The 21527-nt window shown below is 72.0% G+C and carries 26 protein-coding genes and 1 pseudogene; 11 read left to right on the forward strand and 16 right to left on the reverse strand.

Annotation, left to right across the window (positions count from 1 at the left end; translation table 11 throughout):
- The first annotated feature begins 41 nt into the window (after positions 1-41).
- Entirely contained in the window at positions 42-848 is an 807-nt protein-coding gene (locus tag ACXJMZ_RS03190) for an LOG family protein (RefSeq protein ID WP_457028424.1), read from the forward strand.
- 165 nt (positions 849-1013) lie between these two features.
- Here ACXJMZ_RS03190 and folP read toward each other — a convergent pair whose 3' ends face one another.
- Positions 1014-1826, reverse strand: a complete 813-nt coding sequence (gene folP / locus ACXJMZ_RS03195; protein WP_057227982.1) for a dihydropteroate synthase — start codon at positions 1824-1826, stop codon at positions 1014-1016.
- A 161-nt stretch (positions 1827-1987) separates the two neighbouring features.
- Between folP and ACXJMZ_RS03200 the strand changes: the two genes are divergently transcribed.
- Both ACXJMZ_RS03200 and ACXJMZ_RS03205 read left to right on the forward strand, forming a co-directional pair.
- Complete coding sequence (locus tag ACXJMZ_RS03200; protein ID WP_457028425.1) at positions 1988-2407, forward strand: DivIVA domain-containing protein; 420 nt, start codon at positions 1988-1990, stop codon at positions 2405-2407.
- Positions 2404-2973, forward strand: a complete 570-nt coding sequence (locus ACXJMZ_RS03205; protein WP_457028426.1) for a DNA-3-methyladenine glycosylase I — start codon at positions 2404-2406, stop codon at positions 2971-2973. The genes ACXJMZ_RS03200 and ACXJMZ_RS03205 overlap by 4 nt, the downstream gene beginning before the upstream one ends.
- A 198-nt stretch (positions 2974-3171) precedes the next feature.
- Here the strand turns inward: ACXJMZ_RS03205 and ACXJMZ_RS03210 are convergent, their stop codons facing one another.
- Positions 3172-3960 carry an enoyl-CoA hydratase-related protein gene (locus tag ACXJMZ_RS03210; protein WP_457028427.1) on the reverse strand — a complete coding sequence of 263 codons (789 nt, stop codon included), beginning with the start codon at positions 3958-3960 and terminating at the stop codon, positions 3172-3174.
- A 292-nt stretch (positions 3961-4252) separates the two neighbouring features.
- Between ACXJMZ_RS03210 and ACXJMZ_RS03215 the strand changes: the two genes are divergently transcribed.
- Positions 4253-4420: a DUF3117 domain-containing protein gene (locus tag ACXJMZ_RS03215; protein WP_082597987.1), complete on the forward strand. Its 168-nt coding sequence runs from the start codon at positions 4253-4255 to the stop codon at positions 4418-4420.
- A gap of 108 nt (positions 4421-4528) precedes the next feature.
- Here the strand turns inward: ACXJMZ_RS03215 and ACXJMZ_RS03220 are convergent, their stop codons facing one another.
- On the reverse strand, positions 4529-5161 hold the full coding sequence (locus ACXJMZ_RS03220) for an O-methyltransferase (RefSeq protein ID WP_057227980.1): 633 nt from the start codon (positions 5159-5161) through the stop codon (positions 4529-4531).
- Positions 5162-5452: 291 nt separating this feature from the next.
- On the opposite strand from ACXJMZ_RS03220, the gene sigE reads away from it, so the two are divergent.
- From sigE to ACXJMZ_RS03240, 4 genes are all read left to right on the forward strand, one after another.
- Positions 5453-6157 carry an RNA polymerase sigma factor SigE gene (sigE, locus tag ACXJMZ_RS03225; RefSeq protein WP_457028449.1) on the forward strand — a complete coding sequence of 235 codons (705 nt, stop codon included), beginning with the start codon at positions 5453-5455 and terminating at the stop codon, positions 6155-6157.
- Complete coding sequence (locus ACXJMZ_RS03230) at positions 6154-6990, forward strand: zf-HC2 domain-containing protein (protein WP_457028428.1); 837 nt, start codon at positions 6154-6156, stop codon at positions 6988-6990. Before sigE ends, ACXJMZ_RS03230 begins: the two co-directional genes overlap by 4 nt.
- 129 nt (positions 6991-7119) lie before the next feature.
- Entirely contained in the window at positions 7120-7560 is a 441-nt protein-coding gene (locus tag ACXJMZ_RS03235; protein WP_457028429.1) for a sec-independent translocase, read from the forward strand.
- Positions 7561-7674: 114 nt separating this feature from the next.
- A complete protein-coding gene (locus ACXJMZ_RS03240) occupies positions 7675-8343 on the forward strand; it encodes a hypothetical protein (protein WP_457028430.1) in 669 nt (222 codons plus the stop codon).
- A gap of 1 nt (position 8344) precedes the next feature.
- On the opposite strand, the gene ACXJMZ_RS03245 is transcribed toward ACXJMZ_RS03240, so the two are convergent.
- From ACXJMZ_RS03245 to ACXJMZ_RS03260, 4 genes are all read right to left on the reverse strand, one after another.
- Positions 8345-8695, reverse strand: a complete 351-nt coding sequence (locus ACXJMZ_RS03245; protein ID WP_457028431.1) for a hypothetical protein — start codon at positions 8693-8695, stop codon at positions 8345-8347.
- A 58-nt stretch (positions 8696-8753) separates the two neighbouring features.
- The gene (locus tag ACXJMZ_RS03250) at positions 8754-9914 is read right to left on the reverse strand and encodes an Mrp/NBP35 family ATP-binding protein (protein WP_057227126.1); all 1161 of its coding nucleotides are present in this window, start codon (positions 9912-9914) and stop codon (positions 8754-8756) included.
- Positions 9915-9970: 56 nt separating this feature from the next.
- On the reverse strand, positions 9971-10516 hold the full coding sequence (locus tag ACXJMZ_RS03255) for a DUF1003 domain-containing protein (protein ID WP_457028450.1): 546 nt from the start codon (positions 10514-10516) through the stop codon (positions 9971-9973).
- A 94-nt stretch (positions 10517-10610) separates the two neighbouring features.
- Positions 10611-11897, reverse strand: coding sequence for a magnesium transporter MgtE N-terminal domain-containing protein (locus ACXJMZ_RS03260; protein WP_457028432.1), 1287 nt, complete (start codon positions 11895-11897; stop codon positions 10611-10613).
- Between the two features lie 119 nt (positions 11898-12016).
- Here ACXJMZ_RS03260 and ACXJMZ_RS03265 point away from each other — a divergent pair, with 119 nt between their 5' ends.
- Positions 12017-12415, forward strand: a complete 399-nt coding sequence (locus ACXJMZ_RS03265) for a VOC family protein (protein ID WP_457028433.1) — start codon at positions 12017-12019, stop codon at positions 12413-12415.
- 39 nt (positions 12416-12454) lie between these two features.
- On the opposite strand, the gene ACXJMZ_RS03270 is transcribed toward ACXJMZ_RS03265, so the two are convergent.
- The gene (locus tag ACXJMZ_RS03270; RefSeq protein WP_457028434.1) at positions 12455-13279 is read right to left on the reverse strand and encodes a MerR family transcriptional regulator; all 825 of its coding nucleotides are present in this window, start codon (positions 13277-13279) and stop codon (positions 12455-12457) included.
- A 186-nt stretch (positions 13280-13465) separates the two neighbouring features.
- Complete coding sequence (locus tag ACXJMZ_RS03275; protein WP_457028435.1) at positions 13466-14014, reverse strand: hypothetical protein; 549 nt, start codon at positions 14012-14014, stop codon at positions 13466-13468.
- 130 nt (positions 14015-14144) lie between these two features.
- On the opposite strand from ACXJMZ_RS03275, the gene ACXJMZ_RS03280 reads away from it, so the two are divergent.
- Positions 14145-15086 carry a DMT family transporter gene (locus ACXJMZ_RS03280; protein ID WP_457028436.1) on the forward strand — a complete coding sequence of 314 codons (942 nt, stop codon included), beginning with the start codon at positions 14145-14147 and terminating at the stop codon, positions 15084-15086.
- On the opposite strand, the gene ACXJMZ_RS03285 is transcribed toward ACXJMZ_RS03280, so the two are convergent.
- Positions 15083-16210 (reverse strand): magnesium and cobalt transport protein CorA, encoded by a 1128-nt coding sequence (locus tag ACXJMZ_RS03285; protein WP_457028437.1) that lies wholly within the window; start codon positions 16208-16210, stop codon positions 15083-15085. The two genes, ACXJMZ_RS03280 and ACXJMZ_RS03285, sit on opposite strands and share 4 nt — an antisense overlap.
- 438 nt (positions 16211-16648) lie before the next feature.
- On the opposite strand from ACXJMZ_RS03285, the gene ACXJMZ_RS03290 reads away from it, so the two are divergent.
- The gene (locus ACXJMZ_RS03290; RefSeq protein WP_457028438.1) at positions 16649-17266 is read left to right on the forward strand and encodes a suppressor of fused domain protein; all 618 of its coding nucleotides are present in this window, start codon (positions 16649-16651) and stop codon (positions 17264-17266) included.
- A 22-nt stretch (positions 17267-17288) separates the two neighbouring features.
- Here ACXJMZ_RS03290 and ACXJMZ_RS03295 read toward each other — a convergent pair whose 3' ends face one another.
- The 6 genes and pseudogenes from ACXJMZ_RS03295 to ACXJMZ_RS03320 all read right to left on the reverse strand — a co-directional run.
- A complete protein-coding gene (locus tag ACXJMZ_RS03295) occupies positions 17289-17906 on the reverse strand; it encodes a MarC family protein (protein WP_457028439.1) in 618 nt (205 codons plus the stop codon).
- Positions 17907-17992: 86 nt separating this feature from the next.
- Positions 17993-18841 (reverse strand): PHP domain-containing protein, encoded by an 849-nt coding sequence (locus ACXJMZ_RS03300; protein WP_457028440.1) that lies wholly within the window; start codon positions 18839-18841, stop codon positions 17993-17995.
- A gap of 51 nt (positions 18842-18892) precedes the next feature.
- Positions 18893-19531: a DUF6758 family protein gene (locus tag ACXJMZ_RS03305; protein ID WP_057227107.1), complete on the reverse strand. Its 639-nt coding sequence runs from the start codon at positions 19529-19531 to the stop codon at positions 18893-18895.
- 244 nt (positions 19532-19775) lie between these two features.
- Positions 19776-19922, reverse strand: coding sequence for a hypothetical protein (locus ACXJMZ_RS03310; protein ID WP_200948257.1), 147 nt, complete (start codon positions 19920-19922; stop codon positions 19776-19778).
- A gap of 310 nt (positions 19923-20232) precedes the next feature.
- Positions 20233-21099 carry an alpha/beta fold hydrolase gene (locus tag ACXJMZ_RS03315; protein ID WP_457028441.1) on the reverse strand — a complete coding sequence of 289 codons (867 nt, stop codon included), beginning with the start codon at positions 21097-21099 and terminating at the stop codon, positions 20233-20235.
- A 155-nt stretch (positions 21100-21254) separates the two neighbouring features.
- Positions 21255-21527 (reverse strand): annotated as a pseudogene (locus ACXJMZ_RS03320) (DEAD/DEAH box helicase); the annotation flags it as partial.

Below are 21527 nucleotides of genomic sequence, written 5' to 3' on the forward strand. Positions count from 1 at the left end.
TGTTCCCCGAAAACGGGGAACAACGGGCGTAGGGTTTCGTCATGACAGGCACTGGAGACGAAAAGCACTACGGGGACAGCCCTGACCAGGGCCAGGACCCCGAGCGGAAGAACGTTCCGGAGAAGCGGAAGGGCCCGGTCCTGCTCCGCCGCGACCAGGTCGGCACCAGCACCACCGACCAGCGGCTGCTGGACACCACGGGCCCGACCGACTGGCTGCACACCGACCCCTGGCGGGTCTGGCGGATCACCTCCGAGTTCGTCGAAGGTTTCGGCGCGCTGGCCGAACTCCCGCCCGCGATCAGCGTGTTCGGCTCGGCCCGGACCGCAGTCGACTCCCCCGAGTACGCGGCCGGGGTGGCCATCGGCCGGGCCCTGGTGGACGCGGGCTACGCGGTGATCACCGGCGGCGGGCCCGGCGCCATGGAGGCGGCCAACCGAGGCGCGTCCGAGGCCGGCGGCCTCTCGGTCGGGCTCGGCATCGAGCTGCCCTTCGAGCAGGGGCTGAACGAGTTCGTCGACCTCGGGCTGAACTTCCGGTACTTCTTCGTCCGGAAGACGATGTTCGTGAAGTACGCGCAGGGGTTCGTGGTGCTGCCCGGCGGCCTCGGCACGCTGGACGAGCTCTTCGAGGCGCTCACCCTGGTGCAGACGAAGAAGGTCACCCGGTTCCCGGTGATCCTGTTCGGCTCGGCGTACTGGGGCGGGCTGGTCGACTGGCTGCGGGACACGTTGGTGGCGCAGGGCAAGGCGAGCGCGCACGACCTGGAGCTCTTCCAGGTGGTGGACGAGATCGACGAGGTCCTCAAGATCATCGCGGAGAACCGGCGGCCGGCGGACGAGATCTGAGGCCCTTGGCAGATGCTCAGCCGTCTACGGTCAGGGGCTCGGGGAACTGCGAGGAGATCTGGCGCCGGGGTCACGGACGAAAGTGCCTGACCACCTACGCACGGATCACCTTGCACGGGGCCGGCGTCGCAGTTCCCCGAGCCCCTGGTCGGCTCCGGCTGAGCGTCAGGCGAGGCCGCGGCGGGCGACGGCCGGGGGGCGGGTGCCCTGGATGGCGGCGACCATGTCGAGGACCTGGCGGGTCTCGGCCACCTGGTGGGCTCGGTAGATCCGGGCGCCGAGCCAGGCCGAGACCGCGGTGGTGGCCAGGGTGCCGAGCAGGCGTTCGTCGACCGGGCGGTCCAGGGTCTCGCCGACGAAGTCCTTGTTGGAGAGCGAGACCAGCACCGGGAAGCCGGTCGCGGTCATCTCCGGCAGGCGGCGGGTGGCCTCCAGCGAGTGCCGGGTGTTCTTGCCGAAGTCGTGCCCCGGGTCGATGATCAGCGCGTCCCGCCGCACCCCGAGCCCGGCGGCCCGCTCGGCCAGCCCGACGGTGACCCGCAGGATGTCGGCCATCACGTCCTCGTACCCGACCCGGTGCGGCCTGGTCCGGGGCTCCGCCCCGCCCGCGTGGGTGCAGACCAGCCCGACGTCGTACCGGGCCGCGACCTCGGCCAGCTTCGGGTCGACCCCGCCCCAGGCGTCGTTCAGCAGGTCGGCGCCGACCTCGCAGACCGCCTCGCCGACCTCGTGCCGCCAGGTGTCGACGCTGATCACGGCCTCGGGGTGACGCTTCCTCAGCTCGGCGACGAACGGGACGGTCCGGCGCAGTTCCTCCTCGACCGTCACCTCCTCGCCGGGCCCGGCCTTCACTCCGCCGATGTCCAGGATCGCCGCACCCTCGGCCACCGCCCGGTCCGCGGCGGCGAACGCGGCCTCGTCGGCGAAGGTCGCGCCGCGGTCGAAGAACGAGTCGGGAGTGCGGTTGACGATGGCCATGATCACCAGTTCGTCCTCGCCGAATTCGCGTGGGCCCAGACGGAGTGCCACCGGTGTCTCCTCCACAGCTCGCCCGGGTGCAATGATGGGCCCCGGTCTGTTCGGGGACCATGATCCCATCTCTCTGGCTAGGTCCACTGGAAGGTACTGGAGGACAGCTCGTGTTCTGGTTGGTCGTGGTGGCGATGGCCGTGGTGGTCGGTGGAACCGCACTGGTGGCGCTGGGTGGTGGCGGGACTCTTCCCGAGGCGGTGCACGACCGGATCGCGGCGCGGCTGCCGGAACGGCCGCTGAGCCGGACGGACGTGGACGAGATCCGGCTGCCGATGGCGGTGCGCGGCTACCGGATGGACGAGGTGGACGACGTGCTCGACCGGCTCGGCGCCGAGCTCGCGCTCCGCGACACCCGGATCTCCGAGCTGGAGGCCGCCGCGGTGCTGGTCGGCGCGGTGGTGGCGAACACGCCCGAGGGCGAAGAGCCGTTGCCCGGCCTGGAGGAGTTCGCCAAGGTGACGCACGGGACGCCCGCGACCGACGTGGTGGACGTGACGAAGCGCCAGGACGGCGAGGCCGGGCAGTGACCGGAGCGGTGCTGGGCGCCGACGGCCTGCTGCGCTGCGGCTGGGGCGACTCGACGGACGACTACCGGGTCTACCACGACACCGAGTGGGGCCGTCCGGTGCACGGCGACGACGCGCTGTTCGAACGGGTCGCCCTGGAGGCGTTCCAGTCCGGGCTGTCCTGGATCACCATCCTGCGCCGCCGGGAGGGCTTCCGGGCCGCGTTCGCCGGCTTCGAGATCGCCGAGGTGGCGGAGTTCGACGAGGCGGACGCCGAGCGGCTGCTCCAGGACCCCGGCATCATCCGGAACCGCGCCAAGATCGCGGCCACCATCGCCAACGCCCGGGTCGCCCGCGAGCTGGACGGCGGACTGGACGCGCTGATCTGGCAGTTCGCGGTCGAGCCCGGCTCCCGGCCGGCGCCGCGGATCCTTGCGGACGTACCGGCGGTGACGCCGGAGTCCACGGCGCTGGCCAAGGAGCTCAAGAAGCAGGGCTTCCGCTTCGTCGGGCCGACCACGGCGTACGCGCTGATGCAGGCCTGCGGGCTGGTCAACGACCACCTGATCGACTGTCACGCGCGCTGAACTTTTCGCAGGGCGTCCAGGAGGCACACGCCAGGGGCTCGGGGCTCTGCTGATGGGCGGCTCCGCCGCGGGGCGACGCCGACCCCTGGAGCGTTCAACGTGCGTACTGGGTCAGGCACTTTCGCAGTGACCCGCACGCCAGACCTCCTCGCAGTTCCCCGAGCCCCTGGACCGTAACCGGCTGAGCCCTTGCCGAAGTTAGCGGCCGAGGTAGACCGGCTGTTGCTTGGCGACGAAGGCGTTGACCGCGATGCGGTGGTCCTCGCTGGCGCCCGCCAGGGTCTGGAGTTCGTCCTCCTTGTCGAGGAGTTCGCTCAGCGTGTGGGTGGCCCCGTACGCCAGGGCGGTTTTGATCGCGCCGAGCGCGACCGTCGGCCCCTGGGCCAGCCGCTGGGCGAACTCCCGGGCGGTGGCGGCCAGTTCGGCGGACGGGACGACCTTGGTGGCCAGCCCGAGTTCGGCCGCCTCGGCCGCCTTCACGGTGCGCGGGAACATCAGCAGCTCGGTGGCCCGGGCGTGCCCGACCAGTCGGGGCAGGGTCCAGGAGGCGCCCGAGTCGGCGGTCAGCGCGACCCCGGCGAACGAGGTGTTGAAGCCCGCGGTGTCGGCCACGATCCGGAAGTCGCAGGCGAAGGCCAGCGAGGCCCCGGCGCCGGCGGCGACCCCGCCGACCGCCGCGACGGTCGGCTTGTTCATCCCGGCCAGCGCCCGGACCAGTGGGTTGTAGTGCTCGGCGACGGTCTTCAGCGGCGCGTCGCTGGTGCCCAGCAGCCCGAGGTGCTCCTTGAGGTCCTGGCCGACGCAGAAGGCCTTCTCGCCCGCACCGGTGAGCAGCACCGCCCGGACGGCACTGTCCTCGGCCGCCGCGATCACGGCGTCCCGGAGTGCCACCTTGGTGGCGATGTCCAGGGCGTTCATCGCCTCGGGCCGGTTGATGGTGATGACGGCCAGGCCGCCGTCGAGTTCGAACAGCACGGAGTCGGACATGGGCGAGGGCTCCCTGGGGGTCGAGGGTGGGACGAAGTCAGCATGCCCGAGCGCCACGGGTGCCGGGGAGTGTGAGGTCGGGCACCTTTTGGCGGTGTCGCCGGAGCAGTGCCGCCGGGGCTTCTGGCGGGTAATGCGGTGCTCTGGGCGGGTGTGGTCGGTGGTGCGGAGAGAGTGACGTTGGTCATCAAGCCATCTGATGCGGGATAATGGCTTCCGATCAATGCGTTCGATACCGGCGGTGGACGGACTGCCGGGACGTAGCTGAGCGGTTGCAGGAAGGGGAACGAGCATGGCGGCCATGAAGCCGCGGACGGGTGACGGCCCGCTCGAGGTCACCAAGGAGGGGCGGGGCATCATCATGCGAGTGCCGCTCGAAGGCGGCGGACGCCTCGTAGTGGAGCTCACGCCGGATGAGGCGAGCGCCCTGGGTGACGCCCTGAAGGCGGCCACCGGCTGACCCAGCGGGTGCCCTGCGTTCTCCCTGGAGACACGCGTACGACGCCGAGCCCGGCTCCGGATCACCGGAGCCGGGCTCGGTGCTTTCCGGGGCCGGATCGGGCCGGCGTCAGCGCTTCACGGCGCAGAGCAGGCCGTCGCTGACCGGCAGCAGGGCGGGCAGCAGCAGGTCGCTCTCCCGGACGTCCCGGACCAGTTCTCGGACGGCCCGGGTCTGCGGGTCGCGGTGGTTCGGTTCGGCCAACCGGCCCTCCTGGAACACTCCTTCGAAGCAGACCACGCCGCCCGGTCGGAGCAGGCGCAACGATTCTGCAAGGTACGACTGCGATTCAGCCGGGTCGCCGTCGCAGAAGACCAGGTCGTACTGACCGTCCGCCAGCCGGGGCAGCACGTCCAGGGCCCGGCCGGGGATGAAGCGCGCCCGGTTCGGGGCGAAGCCGGCCGCGTGGTACGCCTCCCGGGCGTACTGCTGGCGGACCGGCTCCAGGTCGACGGTGGTCAGCACGCCGTCAGGACGCATCCCGCGGAGCAGGTAGACCCCGGAGACGCCGGTGCCGGTGCCCACCTCGGCGATCGCCTTGGCGTCCACGGCGGCGGCCAGCAGCCGTAGCGTGGCGCCGCCACTCGGCCCGATCGCCCGGATGCCGGCCCGCGCGGACTGGGCCCTGGCGTAGGTCAACACCGCGTCCTCGCCGACGTAGGTGTCGGCGAGAGCCGCGTGCGCGGGCCCGAACTCGGTGATGGCTGCCTCTTCCGGAGCGCCTGATGTCGATATTTCCAGCCACAGATTACTGGCCGGGCGGGAACCGCGTTCGAAGACCGGCCGTTGACCCTGAAGGGAAGTGGTGATCGGCCCATGGAGCGGGTGCTCCGCGGGCGGGAATCGGTGCTTTATCCGGAGCTGACGGGTGAGGTGGATATGGTGGTGGCCCTGCTGGGCAGAAGAGCCGACCGAGGAGGTGTGGCTGAGGACGACGTCCTGACGCTGTGGCACCTGAGCGGCTCTACGTCGGCCCGTACGCCGAAGCCCGTGATGAACCAGCCTGTGCACTCCCCCCTGGACAAGTCGACCGCAGCCGACACCGTGGTGGCCGACGCCCCCGCCCCGCTCGCGACCTTCGCCGAGGGCCCCGATGCGCAGACCTGGACGCCGCCGAGTTGGGCGGAGATCGTCGAGGCGCACAGCGCTCGGGTGTACCGGCTCGCCTACCGCCTGACGGGCAATCAGCACGACGCCGAGGACCTGACCCAGGAGGTCTTCGTCCGGGTGTTCCGCTCGCTCTCCACCTACACCCCCGGCACCTTCGAGGGCTGGCTGCACCGGATCACCACCAATCTGTTCCTGGACATGGTGCGCCGCCGCCAGCGGATCCGGTTCGACGCGCTCGGCGACGACGCGGCCGAGCGGCTGCCCAGCCGTGAGCCGAGCCCGGCCCAGCACTTCAGCGACACCCACTTCGACGCCGACGTCCAGCAGGCGCTGGACACCCTGGCCCCCGAGTTCCGCGCTGCCGTGGTGCTCTGCGACATCGAGGGCCTCAGCTACGAGGAGATCGCCGCGACCCTGGGCGTCAAGCTCGGGACGGTGCGCAGCCGGATCCACCGCGGCCGTTCGCACCTGCGCGCCGCGCTCAAGCACCGCGCTCCGGGGTCCGCTCCGGGCCGGGTGCGCCGGGGCGGGGCCGAGCCGGTGGCGGTGGGTGCCGAGCCCGCCGGGGCCGATCGGGGGTCGGCGTGACCTCCGCCGAACCCACCGGCCGGGCCAGGCGAGGCACCGGCTGGGCCCAACTCGGCCGTCGGGCCGAGCCGGTGACGGAGCTTCGGGCGGTCCCGCTGCGGGCCGCCGCCGAGCCGCTCGCCGAGCAGCACCACCTCGGTGACCGGCTCTCCGCCTTCGTCGACGGCGAGCTGGACCACGACGCCCGCGAGCGGGTCCAGGCCCACCTGGCCACCTGCCCCGACTGCCTCGCCGAGGCGGACGAGAGCCGGGCCGCCAAGCAGCTGCTGACCCGCAGCGCCGCTCCCGACCCCTCCGCGCTGCTGATGGCCCGGCTGCTCGCGGTCGCCGCGCTGCCCGAGGACGACGAGCATCCCGGGGCCGGCGGCCCGGCCGTGCCCGGCGTCGGGACACTTGGCGGCTCCCGGCTGACCGGTGGTTCGTTCGGCCGGGGTGCCGGGTCCTCGTTCGGGGCCGGGGCACTTGGCGCCGGCGCCCCCCTGCCGGGGGTGGACCCGAGGGCCCGCCGCTCGTTCCGTCCGCTGGCGGCGGCGGCCGAGCCGCCGGTGGCCCGCTCCGCACCGCTCGGCCGGCGGTTCGTCTTCGCGGCGGCCGGGGCCTTCTCGGTCGCGGCGGTCACCCTGGGCGGGGTCTCCGCGGTCTCCGGCGAGGAACAGCACGGCACGGTCACCCCGGTGAGCGGTCCCGGCGGCGGCTCCGTGGTGCTTCCGGTGGACTTCCCCGCGGCGTACCCCGTGCGGACGCCCGGCGGGCTGATGGCGGCGCTGCCCAGTTGGCAGCCGAGCGCGGAGGCGGTCCGCAACCCCGTCGCGCCGCAGCACTACCTGCGCTGATCCACCGCGGCGGGCTGCCCGTGGCCTGCTTCTTTGCCACAGCTTCATCAAGCTGGGGCCCTGGGACACGCCGGTGGCCATTACTCTGTACTGACGCTGTCCAGATTTCATCAGGTGCCGGGAGCTCGGGTGTTCACAGACGTAGGCCCACTTGAGGTCGTGACACTGGTCATCCTGGCCATCGTGATCTTCGGCCCGGACAAACTGCCGAAGCTGATCCAGGACGTGATGGGCTTCGTCCGCAAGGTGCGTACCTTCGCGGACAGTGCCAAGGAGGACATCCGCTCGGAGCTGGGCCCGGACTTCAAGGACTTCGACTTCGAGGACCTGAACCCGAAGACCTTCGTCCGCAAGCAGCTGCTCGGCGGCAACGAGGACCCGCTGGGCTTCAAGGAGATCCGGGACGGCCTCGACATCAAGTCCGTGCTCAACGACGACCCGGCGCCGAGCCGGGCGGTCGCTGACCTGACCAAGTCGGCCTCGCCGCTCGCCTCCCCGATAGCCTCGCCGATCGCCGCTGATCCACTGCAGAAGGACGAGCGCCCGCCGTTCGACCCGGACGCCACCTGACCCCTGTTCGTCGCCCCGACGCCCCGCCCGGCCGCCACGCTGAGCGGGGCGTCGGCGTGTCCGCCGCTATTGTGCTGAGAGCCATTGATCAGTGCGGTACGAGGAGGCCCAGGGATGGACGCGAGTAGCCGTGCGGTGGGGACGGCCACGGTGGGCGCCACCGTGGGAGCGCAGACCCGGGCGGCGGTGGACCCGCTGGCGCCGTACCTGGCCGCCGACTTCCCCTGGTACGGCCTGGACGACGGCTGGACCGGGCGGCGCTGGCTGATGCAGGCCGGGGCGACGCCGGGCCGGGTCGAGCAGCCGATCGACTACGGCACCCTCGGGCACGGCGAGGAGCCCGCCAAGCACTACGAGGCCCGGGACCTCCGCAAGTTCGCCGTGGTGGTCACGGTGGCCCGCCGGGACAGCCGCCGCAGCGCCGACAACACCGGGATGCTCGAAGCCACCTCCGCCTCCTCCGCCGCCTGGCTGGCCGGCTCGGGACTACTCGCCGCCACCTGGCCCGGCCAGCTCGACCGCACCCTCCGCCAGGACTGGCTCGACCAGCAGAGCGCCCTCGCCTGGGACCTCGCCGACGACCTCGACGGCCCCGGCTGGTCCCCCCTCACCCTCCCCGTCAACGGCCTCCCGCAGCCCTTCCGCTACCGCGAGTCCGAATACGGCTGGGTGCTCGCGGGCGAGGCCCCCGGCGTCCTGCTCGGCGCCTACGGCCGCGGCATCAGCGCCTACGGCGCGGGCTTCGCCACCGTCCCCGACCTGACGGTCTACAACGGCCGCTGAGTCACCGATCGGCGCACCGGTAGGAGCCGTCCTCCTCGCGGCTGATCGCGGTGTGTCCCGAGCAGTGCAACATCGGAGCCAGCGTTACGGTGCGGCAGACCGCGCCGCCGAGCAGCAGCACGCCCATCACGCCCACCGAGATCAGCACCCACCGCGACCCCCGCACCGCCAGAGCCAAGGCCGCCACGGTGGCCAGCACCCCGACCACCAGCAGCACCAACACCAACGGCGCACGGTTCTCCCGCAGCCCGGGGAACAGCTCGGGCTGCTCGGCCTCGGTGGTGCCGGCCAGGCTCAGCAGCAGCGCCAGCGCCGCGATGGGTACCAGGCCGACGATCAGACATCCCCTCATGAGCCCGGGGACGCCGAAGGCCCCGGGAGTGGTTCCCGGGGCCTTCGGTGACGGTGCGTCAGAACTTGTTCTTCGGGGTCAGCCCCAGCGACAGGCCGGAGAGGCCGCGCTGGCGGCCGCCGAGCTTGCCCGCGATGGTGCGGAGGGCGGTGGCGGCGGGGGAGTCGGGGGCGGCCAGGACGACCGGGCGGCCGTCGTCGCCGCCCTCGCGGAGGCGGACGTCGATCGGGATGGAGCCGAGGACGGGGACGGTGGCGCCGACGGAGCGGGTGAGGGCGTCGGCGACGGTCTGGCCGCCGCCGGTGCCGAAGACGTCGATCATCTCGTCGCAGTGCGGGCAGGGCATGCCCGACATGTTCTCGATCACGCCGACGATCTTCTGGTGGGTCTGCAGCGCGATGGTGCCGGCCCGTTCGGCCACCTCGGCGGCGGCCATCTGCGGGGTGGTGACGATCAGGATCTCGGCGTTCGGGACCAGCTGGGCGACCGAGATGGCGATGTCGCCGGTGCCCGGCGGGAGGTCGAGCAGCAGGACGTCGAGGTCGCCCCAGTAGACGTCGGCCAGGAACTGCTGGAGGGCGCGGTGCAGCATCGGGCCGCGCCACACCACGGGGGCGTTGCCCGGGGTGAACATGCCGATCGAGATGACCTTCACGCCGTGCGAGGACGGCGGCATGATCATGTCCTCGACCTGGGTCGGGCGGCCCTCGACACCGAGCATCCGGGGGATGCTGTGGCCGTAGATGTCGGCGTCCACCACGGCGACCTTGAGGCCGTCGGCGGCCATCGCGGCGGCCAGGTTGACGGTCACCGAGGACTTGCCGACGCCGCCCTTGCCAGAGGCGACGGCGTAGACCCGGGTCAGCGTGCCGGGCTTGGCGAACGGGATCTCCCGCTCGGGGGCGCCGCCGCGGAGCAGGTGGGAGAGCTCCTTGCGCTGCTCCTCGCTCATCACGTCGAGCTCGACCTGAACCTCCGTCACCCCGGCGACGCCGGAGACGGCGGTGGTCACCCGTTCGGTGATGGTCTCGCGCATCGGGCAGCCCGAGACGGTCAGGTAGATCGCGACCCGGACGGCGCCGCCGTCACCGATCTCGACCGATTTCACCATGCCGATCTCGGTGATCGGACGGTTGATCTCCGGGTCGTTGACGGTCGCCAGCGCCTCGCGTACGGACTCCTCCGTGACGCCTGCCGCAACCTCTGTCTCGTTGGCCATGCCTTGATGGTACGGCGCGCCGAAACTCCGCCGACCCGGCGGTAACGTGCCGCCGGTCACAACCGGTCTGCGGCGCCCCGGCGTTCGTCCAGTTCCTTGAGCAGGGCCTGCAGTTCGGAGCGGACGAAGTCGCGGGTGGCGACCTCGCCGAGCCCGTGTCGCAGGGCCGCGACCTCGCGGGTCAGGTACTCGGTGTCGGCGATGTTGCGGTCGCTGCGGGCCCGGTCCTGCTCCATGTTGACCCGGTCCCGGTCGTCCTGGCGGTTCTGTGCCAGCAGGATCAGCGGGGCGGCGTAGGAGGCCTGTAGGGAGAGCATCAGGGTGAGGAAGATGAAGGGGTAGTCGTCGAACCGCCAGCTGACCGGACCGAGGGTGTTCCAGACCACCCAGGCGACGACCACCACCGTCATCCAGACGATGAACCGGCCGGTGCCGAGGAAGCGGGCGATCCGCTCCGAGAGCTTGCCGAACGCCTCCGGGTCGTACACGGGCAGCGTGATCAGACCGGGCCGGCTGGTCCGCGGCTGGTCCAGCCGGCTGCGGGCCGGGCCGCTCGGCTCGGGGCGGGCGGTGCGGCGCTGGGAGCCCTCGCGGGCGCGCAGTTCGCGCAGCTCCCGGAGCTCGCGCAGCTCGCCCTGGAGGCGCTGGCGCGGGGTCTCGTCCCGGCGGCCCTTCTCGTCCCGGCGCCCCTTGCGGTCAGCGTCCACCAGTCGCCTCGCTTTCGTGTGCGTCGCCCGTGTGCAGGGCGGCCTCGCGCCAGTCGTCCGGCAGCAGGTGGTCGAGCACGTCGTCGACGGTGACCGCGCCGAGCAGGTGGTCGGCCTCGTCCACCACCGGGGCCGCCACCATGTTGTACGCCGCCAGGTAGCTGGTGACCAGTTGCAGCGGGGTGTCCGGCGGCAGCGGGTCGAGGTCGTCGTCGACCAGCGAGCCGACCAGGGTGTACGGCGGTTCGCGGAGCAGCCGCTGGAAGTGGACGGTGCCGAGGTACTTGCCGGTTGGGGTCTCGTTCGGCGGGCGGCAGACGTACACCTGGGCGGCCAGCGCGGGCTTGTTGTCGGAGACCCGGACCCGGGCCAGCGCCTCGGCCACGGTGGCGTCCGGCTCCAGCACGATCGGCTCGGTGGTCATCAGACCGCCGGCGGTGTTCTCCTCGTAGCTGAGCAGGCGGCGGACCGAGGCGGCGTCCTCGGGCTCCATCAGGCGCAGCAGCCGTTCGGCCGCCTCCTCGGGGAGGTCGGAGAGCAGGTCGGCGGCGTCGTCCGGGTCCATCGCCTCCAGCACGTCGGCGGCGCGTTCGTCCTTGAGCTTGCCGATGATCTCGACCTGGTCGTCCTCCGGCAGCTCCTCCAGGACGTCGGCCAGCCGGTCGTCGTCGAGGGCGGCGGCCACCTCGGCGCGGCGCTTGGGGGAGAGGTGGTGCATCACGTTGGCCAGGTCGGCGGGGCGGAGCTGTTCGAAGGTGGCCAGCAGGTTGGCCGCGCCCTGGCCCTCCTCGACCAGTGCGAAACCGCTGACGGCGGACCAGTCCAGGGTGAGCGTCTCGCCCTTGGCCTTGCGCAGCCTGGAGACCTTGCCGGACTGGACGAAGACCTTGCTGATCTCCCACTCGCGGACCCGGGTCTGCACCATCGCCACGTCCAGCACGGTGACCTCGGCGCCGGTCTTGGTCCAGGTGACGGTGCGGTCCAGCAGCTCGGCCAGCACCAGGGTCTCGGACGGGCGTTGCTCGAACCGCCGCATGTTGATGACGCCGGTGGTGAGCACCTGGCCGGACTCCAGGCTGGTCACCCGGGTCATCGGCAGGAAGATCCGGCGGCGGCCGACCACCTCGACCACCAGGCCGAGTACCCGGGGCGGGCGTCCGCCGATCCGCAGCGAGACCACCACGTCGCGGACCCGGCCGACCTGGTCGCCGTTCGGGTCGAAGACCGCGATCCCGGAGAGGTGGGAGATGAAGACCCGGCTGCCTGGCCCTGCCATGGACTTCCTCTCTCGCGACGATCCGGGCCCAGGCTACCTGGCCGGGAACCGCGCAGCCCGCCGACCGGCGCCGGGTGGGTCGGCGGTACGGTCGGGGTTCGTCAACGGAGGGGAAAACCGTGAACGGGTCGTCACATGTCAGGATCGCCAGGCCGTCCGGGGACCTGGCGGCAGCGGAGCGGTTCTGGATCGACGGGCTCGGCCTGAGCGTGCTGTACCGCCACGAGGCCGACGGCACCACCGAGGAGCACTCGCTGCTGATGGCCGGCTGGCCGGACGCCGCCTGGCACCTGGAGCTGGTCGACGCCGGGGAGATCCGGCCCCGGCCGACCGTCGAGGACCTCTTCGTGGTCTACCTGGGCGAGGCCGTGCCGGAGGAGCTGGTGGCCCGGCTGGAGGCGCACGGCGGGCGCCGGGTGAAGGCGCACAACCCGTACTGGGACGAGTGGGGCGTGACGGTCGAGGACCCGGACGGCTACCGGCTGGTGCTCTCCACCCGGCAGTGGTCCAACGGCTGATGCCCAACGGCCGGTCGCCGTCCGGGTCCTGACCGTGGGTCAGCCTGTGGTGACCGGCTCCTGGAGCTCGGTCACCCAGGTGGACGGGTCGCCCTCGCACTGGATGTACAGCTCGCGGCTGTAGCCGAGCGAGCGGTGGCCGGTGGAGTCGATCCACCGGGCCAGGGTCTGCGAGGTCGGCAGGATGTCGTCCATCGCCCCGCGGTGCACGATGGTGGCCGCCACCGGCAGGGCGGGCAGGTCGGCGACCTCGAAGCCGTACGCCGGGTCGGGCTCGGCGTTGACCGGGATCGCCACGAACGCGCGGACCTGCTCGGTGCCGGGCCCGACCTCCTCGTAGTACGCCAGGCTCGGGCCGGCCGCGGTCAGCCCCGCCTCGGCGAGCAGGCCGCAGAGCCGCCCGAACAGCGGGCCGACCGCAGGGCCGATGTGCTCCGGTTCGAAGCTGTCCACCACGGTGGACAGTCGGGCCACCCGGACCGCCGGGATGCTCTTGACCACAACGTCGTCGGAAGGCATGTGCCCCTCACTCTCGATCGTCCGGAGCCTCGACTCGACCCGGGCCAGCCGGACGGCTGCCTCCTGCACTGCCGCCGCCAGTTCCGCCTGTCGCAGGCGGAGCATCCCGCGCAGCTCCTCCGCGCTCACCTGCTCGTCGACGATGGCGGTCACCTGCTGGAGGGTGAAGCCGAGGTCCTTGAGCGCGATGATGCGGTTGAGCCGGGCGAGTTGGGCCGCCTCGTAGCCCCGGTACCCGGTGAACGGGTCCACCCGGGCGGGGAGCAGCAGGCCGATGGCGTCGTAGTGGCGGAGCATCCGGACGGATACCCGGCCGTGCTTCGCGAAGTCTCCGATGTTGAACATGATGGGGCTACTCCAGAGCCTGACACGGTGTGAGGGTCAACCTGCGCACACGCTCAGCCATCAGGGGCTCGGGGAACTGCGAGGAGATCTGGCGTGCGGGTCACTGCGAAAGTGCCTGACCACACACGTACGTTGAACGCTTCCGAGGTCGGCGTCGCAGTTCCCCGAGCCCCTGACCGTAGCTGCTCAGCGCTTCTTGAAGAGCAGCTTCGGCAGCCCCGCCGGGATGGGCTTGCGGGTGGTGGCCGGGGTGGGCATCGGGGTGGTGGCGTGCGAGGCGTCGGGCATGCTGCCGGGCTGCTCGGTGAGCGGGCCGGTGGGCGTCAGCCGGAGGACACGGCACTCGCGGGCCCACCGCTCGGCGATGGTGTCGGTGTCGGGGGCGTTCAGGCGCTTGCCCTTGAGCTCCTCGACCGCGCCGAGCCAGGCGTCGCTGTCGGGGGCGAGCTCGGTGACGGTGGCGGGCCAGGCGGTGAGGCGGCCCCACTTGTCCTTGCTGCGGACGATGACCTCGGCGGGCTGACCGGCTGTCAGCCCGTGCAGGGGCTGTTCGATGCCGTCGCCGACCACCACCACCGCGCCGTCGTGCCAGGCGTGCCAGAGGGCCCGGCTCTGCGGCTGTCCCTCGGCCCGGACCCAGAGCAGACCGGACTTCTTCGCGGCCTCCTCCAGCAGTGCCCGGTCCAGCGTGGCCCGGTCGGGTCCGGTGGCGGCGTCGGTCGTCGTAGGCTCCATGGCCGACAGCGTAAGGCTTCACCGGCGGGTGCCGTCCGGGTGGTGTCTCACGGCTCAGGACGACAGTTTCATGGGTCTGTTACAGCCCTTACCGTGGTGTCCATCGGTATTCGACATCCTGAGGAGAGCTGTGCCCGCCGCCCGGCCCGACACCGCCACGCCCGCCCCGGCTGCGGCACCCGCGCTCACTGCCCAACCCACCACGCTGCCCAGGGTGGACCTGCTGCTGCTGGCGGTCTCGATCACCGGCATCTCGCTGTCCGCCCCGCTGATCAGTGCCACCGCTGCTCCGGCGCTGGCCATCGCGTTCTGGCGGAACGTCATGTCGGTCGGGGTACTCGGCCCGTACGCGCTGCTGCGGCACCGGGCCGAGCTGCGCGGGATCGGCCGCCGGGCGCTGCTGCTGGCGGTGGCGGCGGGGGTGCTGCTGGCGCTGCACTTCGCGCTCTGGATGCCGAGCCTGCGGATGACCTCGGTGGCGTCGGCGACCGCGCTGGTGACCACCACGCCGCTGTGGACGATCCTGCTGATGCGGCTGCTCGGGCACCGGCCGCCCCGGCTGGTCTGGATCGGTACGTGTGTGGCGTTCGCCGGTGTGCTGGTGCTGACCGGTGTCGACATGTCGCTCTCGCCGGACGCGCTGCTCGGTGACGCGCTGGCACTGGGCGCCGGGCTGGCCGCCGCCGGGTACATGCTGCTGGGCGCCGAGGTCCGACGGACCGTCAGCACCACCGCGTACACCCTGGTCTGCTACGCCACCACGGCCGTGGTGCTGCTGGCGGTCTGCCTGGTCGGCGGAGTGCAGATGGGCGGCTGGTCGGCCGGAGTCTGGTGGCAGATCGCGCTGCTGATGGTGGCCGCCCAACTGCTCGGCCACTCGCTCAGCAACCGGGTGGTGCGCACCCTCGGCCCGTCGGTCACCTCGACCGCGATCCTGCTGGAGACCCCCGGCGCCGCACTGATCGCGGCGCTCTGGCTCGGCCAGCTGCCGCCGGTCGCCGCGTACCCGGCGCTGGTGGTCATCCTGCTCGGTCTGGTCCTGGTCGCCCGGGGCGGCCGGAGCAACGGCTAGAGCCAGCCGTTGCGGCGGAAGCCCCGGTACATGCCGATACAGAGGACGGCGATGCCGGCCATCACGATCGGGTAGCCGTACCGGGAGTGCAGCTCCGGCATGAAGTCGAAGTTCATCCCGTAGACGCCGGTGACCATGGTGGAGACGGCGAAGATGGCCGCCCACGAGGTGATCTTGCGCATGTCCTCGTTCTGCGCGACCGAGACCTGCGCCAGGTTGGCCTGGAGCAGCGAGTTGAGCAGTTCGTCGAAGCCGTGCACCTGCTCGACCACCCGGGTCAGGTGGTCGGCGACGTCGCGGAAGTACTTGCGGATGTCCGGGTCGACCAGCCGCTGGCCGGGCTCGGAGAGCTGCTGCATCGGGCGGAGCAGCGGCGACACCGCGCGCTTGAACTCCAGCACCTCGCGCTTGAGCTGGTACACCCGGCCGACGTCCGCGCCCCGGCCGCCCTTGTTGGCGAAGACGTCGAACTCGATGTCGTCCACGTCGGTCTGCAGCCGGTCGGCGACCAGCAGGTAGTTGTCCACCACCTGGTCGGCGATGGCGTGCAGGACGGCGGACGGGCCCTTGGCCAGCAGGCCGGGGACGTCGCCGATCTCACCGGCGCTCTCCAGCCTGCGCCGCAGCTCGTGCAGTGAACTGTGCCCGCCGTGCCGGACGGTGATCACGAAGTCGGGCCCGACGAAGACCATCAGCTCGCCGGTCTCGACCACCTCGCTGGTCGGGGTGAGCTGGTCGTGCTCGACGTAGCGGATGGTCTTGAAGACCGCGAACAGCACGTCGTCGTAGCGCTCGACCTTGGGGCGCTGGTGCGCGTGCACCGCGTCCTCCACGGCCAGCGGGTGCAGCCCGAAGCGCTGCGCGATGCCCTCGAACTCGGCCTCGGTGGGCTCGTGCAGGCCGATCCAGCTGAACGATCCTGCATCCGTCTCCCGGGCCGCGCGGACCCGGCGGGCGGCCTCCCGGGGGCTGCACCGCTCACCGTTGCGCTTGCCGTCCTGGTAGACCGCGCAGTCCACCACGGCGGACGGGGTCTGGCTGTCGTGCGCCGGGTCGAAGCCGTTCAGCTCCGCCCGGCGGGGACGTGGACGGACGGCGGCACGCAGGTTGTTGATCATCGACATGACGGACTCCTCGGGCAGGAGGCGTCGCAGGACGGCACGTGGGTGACGGACCGTGGTGCGACGGCAAGGCGGCACGTTCATGGCCGGCCGTGGCCGGTGTTCCGGAGCTGCGGAAAAAGTCCAGGTGCCTTGCTGGGGCGCGGTTTGGACGCTGCGACTCCGGGGAATGTGCTCTCCCGGTCGGACGTGACGCTGCCTCAGGAACTCCGTCGAGGAGTGGGCCCGCCGCTCAGACGAGGGCGGGGTGAAGGCGACGCGGCCGGGCAGAGCTGCCGGTACTGCATGGTCGGCTGGTATCCACCGCGAACCACCTCCTTCACGTCGCGGCCCTGTGGGCGGAGACTCCCCAGTGGCCAGCTACATACCCTAACAGTTGACGGGGTGCCAGCGCTGTGGGTAAGCACCGGCCGGACACCGGCGGCGGGTTAGGGTCTGGCCATGGCGCACGACTTCCACGACCCCGCCGAGCTCTCCCGCACGTCCGTGCTGGCCGCCGTCGAGGCCCGTCTGCTGGCAACTTTCGGTGAACCGAGCGGCCGGGCCGCCGTCACCTTCCTCGGCGCGGACCGGATCGAGGTGCTGCGCTTCGGCCCGGATGCCGACGCACTGGTGAGGTATGTCACGCTCGGGATGTCGGCCGCACCGATGGCCGACCCCACCTCGGTGGTCGCCGATCCGGTCCGCGGCCCCCGGGTCGAGCTGGTGCTGACGGTCCGTGGGGCGCACGACGACGTGCTCCGTACGCTGGCCACCTTCGCCGCCACCCCGCAGGTCGAGGGTCTGGTGCTGGCGCCGGGCGGTTCGCTCGACCTCGGGGCGCCGCTCTGGGCGGGCGCCCCGTTCACCTCGGTGCTGGCCGCCGAGCCCGGCGGGCTTGTCCCCGACCTCGAGCTGGCCGAGCCGGCCGAGCCGGTGCGCTTCCTGCCGCTGCTGCCGATGACGCCGAACGAGGCCGGCTACAAGCGGGTGCACGGCGCGGCCGTGCTGGAGGAGCGCTGGCTGCGGCACGGCACCGACCTGCGCGACCCGCTGCGCCGGGGCGTACCGCTGGACTGACGGCCGGTCAGGACCTGGTCGTTCAGGACTGGTAGTCCTTGATGAAGCCGTACACGCCGCTGGCCACCAGCTGGACCGCGATCGCCGAGAGCAGCAGCCCGGAGAGCCGGGTGATCAGCACCACGCCACCCTCCTTGATCAGTCGGATGATCACCAGCGAGAACCGCATGGTCAGCCACATCACCACGTGCACGGCCAGGATCGCGGTCCACACCGCCAGGTCCTGGGCCGCCCCGTGGGCACCCTGGACCGCCAGGATCACCGCGACGATCGCACCGGGCCCGGCCAGCAGCGGGGTGCCGAGCGGCACCAGGGCGACGTTCACGTCCTTGGTCTGGGTCGGCTCCTCGATCTTGCCGGTCAGCAGGTCGAGGGCGATCAGCAGCAGCAGGATGCCGCCGGAGACCTGCAGCGCCGGGATCGAGACGTGCAGGTAGTCCAGGATCTGACGGCCGAACAGGCCGAAGCAGGTGATCACCCCGAGCGCCACGGCGGCGGCCTGCCAGGCCATCTTCCGCTGCACCTTGGCCGCCCGGCCGGAGGTGAGCGCCAGGAAGATCGGGATGGTGCCGGGCGGATCCATGATCACGAAGAGGGTGACGAAGAGCGACCCGAAGGTCGTGACGTCGAAGAAGGCCATCGGCGGGCGCTGCTCTCAGGGTGAAACGCGGCCTATGTGACGAATCGTCTGATTCTGGCACGTGCCGCGGCCCCGGACCCTCCGGCTCACCCGGAGATCGGCTTGGCTCCGGTCGCCTGCGCCAGCAGCGCCTCGTACACCGCAGGGTCGGTGGTGTACTCACCGAGGCGGACGGTCTTGCGGTGGCCGTGGTAGTCGCTCGACCCGGTGGCCAGCAGCCCCAACTCGGCGGCCAGCACCCGCAGCCGGGCCCGGGTCTCCTCGTCGTGGTCCAGGTGGTCCACCTCCAGGCCGCCCAGACCGGCCGCCGCCAGATCGGCGATCACCTGGTCGGAGACCGTCCGGCCGCGCTTCACCGCGCCGGGGTGGGCGAACACCGGCACCCCGCCCGCCGCCCGGACCAGCCGGACGGCCGTCGCCGGGTCGGTCTCGTGCTTGGGTACGTCGGCCCGGCCGCCGTTGGCCAGCCAGTCGTGGGTGAACGCGTCCGAGACGGTCGCCACCACGCCCGCCTCGACCAGCGCGCTGGCGATGTGCGGGCGGCCCACCGAACCGGTGCCGGCGATCCGCTCCACCTGCTCCCAGCTGATCGGCGCACCCAGCTCCCGGCAGCGCTCCACCACCGCCCGCCCCCGGCGGAACCGGTCGGTGCGGACCAGCTCCCGCTCGGTGGCGAAGGCGGGCTCGGCCGGGTCGAAGAGGTACGCCAGCAGGTGCAGGCTGATGCCGCCGACCCGGCAGGACAGCTCGGCCCCCGGCACCAGGGTCAGCCCGGTGCCGCGGACCGCCTCGGCCGCCTCGGCGTGGCCCGCCACCGTGTCGTGGTCGGTCAGCGCGACCACGTCCAGACCGGCGGCCACGGCGTTGGCGACCAGCTCGGCGGGGGAGTCGGTGCCGTCCGAGGCGTTGCTGTGGGCGTGCAGGTCGATGCGCACGGGTGACGGCTCCTCGCGGGTCGGTGGAGCCCAAATGTACGCCGGAGGTTGCTAGCCGAGCAGCCTCGGGGACGGCGCCCCACAGGGCAGCAGCCCGAGCTCGGCCCCCGCGTCCCGCAGATCGGTGAGCACCAGCTCGTCGTACATCATCAGCGCCGACTGCTCGGGCCAGGCGATCGCCCAGATCCAGAGCCCGCGCGCCTCGCCGACGTAGACCGCCCGGTCGTCCGGGGCCTCGGGGACGTGGAACATCGGGGTCGGCCGCCCGGCGGCGGTCACCTTGGCGTCGGCCGGCTTGTAGAGCGAGACGCTGGGGCCCGGGTCGGGGCCCGGCAGGCCCGCGTACCGGGCGCCGAGGCCGACGCCGAGCTCCTCGGCGACCAGCACCAGCTCGCCGAAACCGCCCAGCGGCCCCGGGCCCGAGCAGGCCACGGCGGTGGCGCGGGCGCCGGAGACGTCGTCTCCCGCGTGCGCGATCCCGGTGAACAGCCAGCCGACCGGCAGCGGCCACGGCAGCCAGACCGGCACCTGCGACCGCGCCACGGCGACGCCCAGCGCCTCCACACTCGGTGGCAGCACCGGCTGCATCGGGTGCACGGCGCCGTGCTGGTCGCACTGCCAGGTATCGGAGAAAAGACCGGGCGCGCGGACCCGGCCGGCGCACCTCGGGCAGCTTGGCTCGCCCCTCATAACGGACAACGCTCCTCCCTCCGGAGCGCCGAGTCAAGGACGATCACCCGGATGGAGTGCGACTCCGTCCGGGCCGGTGGCGGCCCCGTTGGGGGATGTCCCGTGGCGGGCGGCGGCAAACGTACGGCAGCTCGGAGCCGGTTGCGCGGCGGGCACACTGACGCCCCGTCACCGGTGGTGCTGGTGACGGGGCGTCAGTTGGGTATCGGGATCTCGGGCCCGGCCGAAGCCGGACCGGCCCCCGTCACACCGTCTTGAACGGGCGGATGTACAGGCGCTCGCCGGTGCGGGCGGCCCGCTCCACGAACTCGCGGACGGTGTCCGCGTCGGCGATCAGGGTGTCGGTGGCGATGCCCTGGACATCGTCCAGGCGGAGGATCTCGAAACGCATGGGTTCTCCCTTCCCTGCCTCACTGCATGACTGAGGCTTCAACTGACAGCTCGGTCTTCGTCGTCCGGGGTGCTGCTGTCGTACTGCTTCACCAATCGGCACCGGGCGGAAGCTGATCGAGCCTCATCAACCACGGTGCCGTACTGCTGCTTCGGGGCGGTTGCCCGCCCGTAAAGTCCCGGTTTCGGCGCACTGGGCGCCGTTCTCATCAACAGAGCGCGGAGCGCGATGATTCCCGGACAGATTCAAATATTACCCGAACTAACGAATCTCTGTCGGTCGGAAACCAGGACAGGGCGCTGACCAGCGGCTATTCCGTCAGGTTCCAGAAGCCGGCGAGCACGGCGGCGGTCGCCTCAGGCTGCTCCGCGTTGGGCGAGTGCAGAGCCCCGGGCACCGTGGTGTGCCGGACACCCAGCCGGTCGGCCATCGAGATCTGCTCCGGCACCGGCCACGCGTAGTCCTGCTCGCCGGAGATCACCTGCTTGGCCAGCGGGACCTCGGCCAGCTCGGCCACCAGATCCGGCGCGGAGACCAGGTGTCCGCCCATCACGACCAGTGCCTCCGGGCGGTTGGCCACCCAGCGGCGGTGCAGGAACTCACCGATCTCGGGGTGCGGCCGGGGCTTGTCCTGATCCATCTGCTGCAGCAGCTGCCAGATCTCCTCCAGGCTCATCCCGCCCAGCGCGTCGATCAGCAGCTTGGTACGGGCGGCCTCGCTCGGGTCGATCGCGGCCGGGCCGGTGGAGAGCAGCGTGAGCGACCGCCACGGCAGCGGCCCGCCGCGCTGATCCGCCGTCAGCACCGCCTGCCGGCTGACCTGACCGCCGAAGGAGTGCCCCAGCAGGTGCAGCGGGGTCGCGGTGCCCAGCGCCGCACTCAGCGCGATCAGGTCGAGTGCGAGCTCGTCGATCGCGTACGCGGCGGGCTCGTCGTCACCGCCGGTCTCGTACTGGCCGCGCTGGTCGACCGCCACCGTGCGGTAGCCCTGCTCGGCCAGTGGCTCCAGGAGGGCGATGAAGTCCTCCTTGCTCCCGGTGAACCCGGGCACCAACAGCGCGGTCCCCCGCACCGGCCCGGCGGGCTCGGCAACGAGGGACGCAAAACTTCCCCGCGAGGTCGCCAGCCGAACAGCACTGGCACAGACGGGCAGCTTCAGAAACGGCGGAGTACTCACACCGCCGAGCCTAGTGGGCGCACGACAGGGGCTCGGGGAACTGCAACGCCGACCTCGTACAAGGTCACTCCCGCGTGCAGGGGCAGGCACTTTCGCCTGCTGACCCGCACGCCGGATCCCGTTGCTGTTCCCCGAGCCCCTGGACCGTAGGTGGCTCAGCTCTCGTCGGTGACAGCCCGACGGGTGCGGGTCCGGCGGCGCGGAGCGTCGCCCTCCGCGGCCGGGGCTGCCTCGACCACTGCGGCCGTCTCGGTGCCGGCGGCAGCCGAACGCGGGCGACGGCGGCGACGACGCGGAGCGTCGCCCTCGGCCCCGGCCTCGACCGGCACGGCCTCGGTGACCACGGCCGCCTCGTCGACGACGACCGCACCGTCGGCGGTGGAGCCGCCCCGGGTACGGCGCCGCTCACGCGGTGCGCGGGCCGGCCG

This window comes from Kitasatospora sp. P5_F3 (assembly GCF_054049135.1).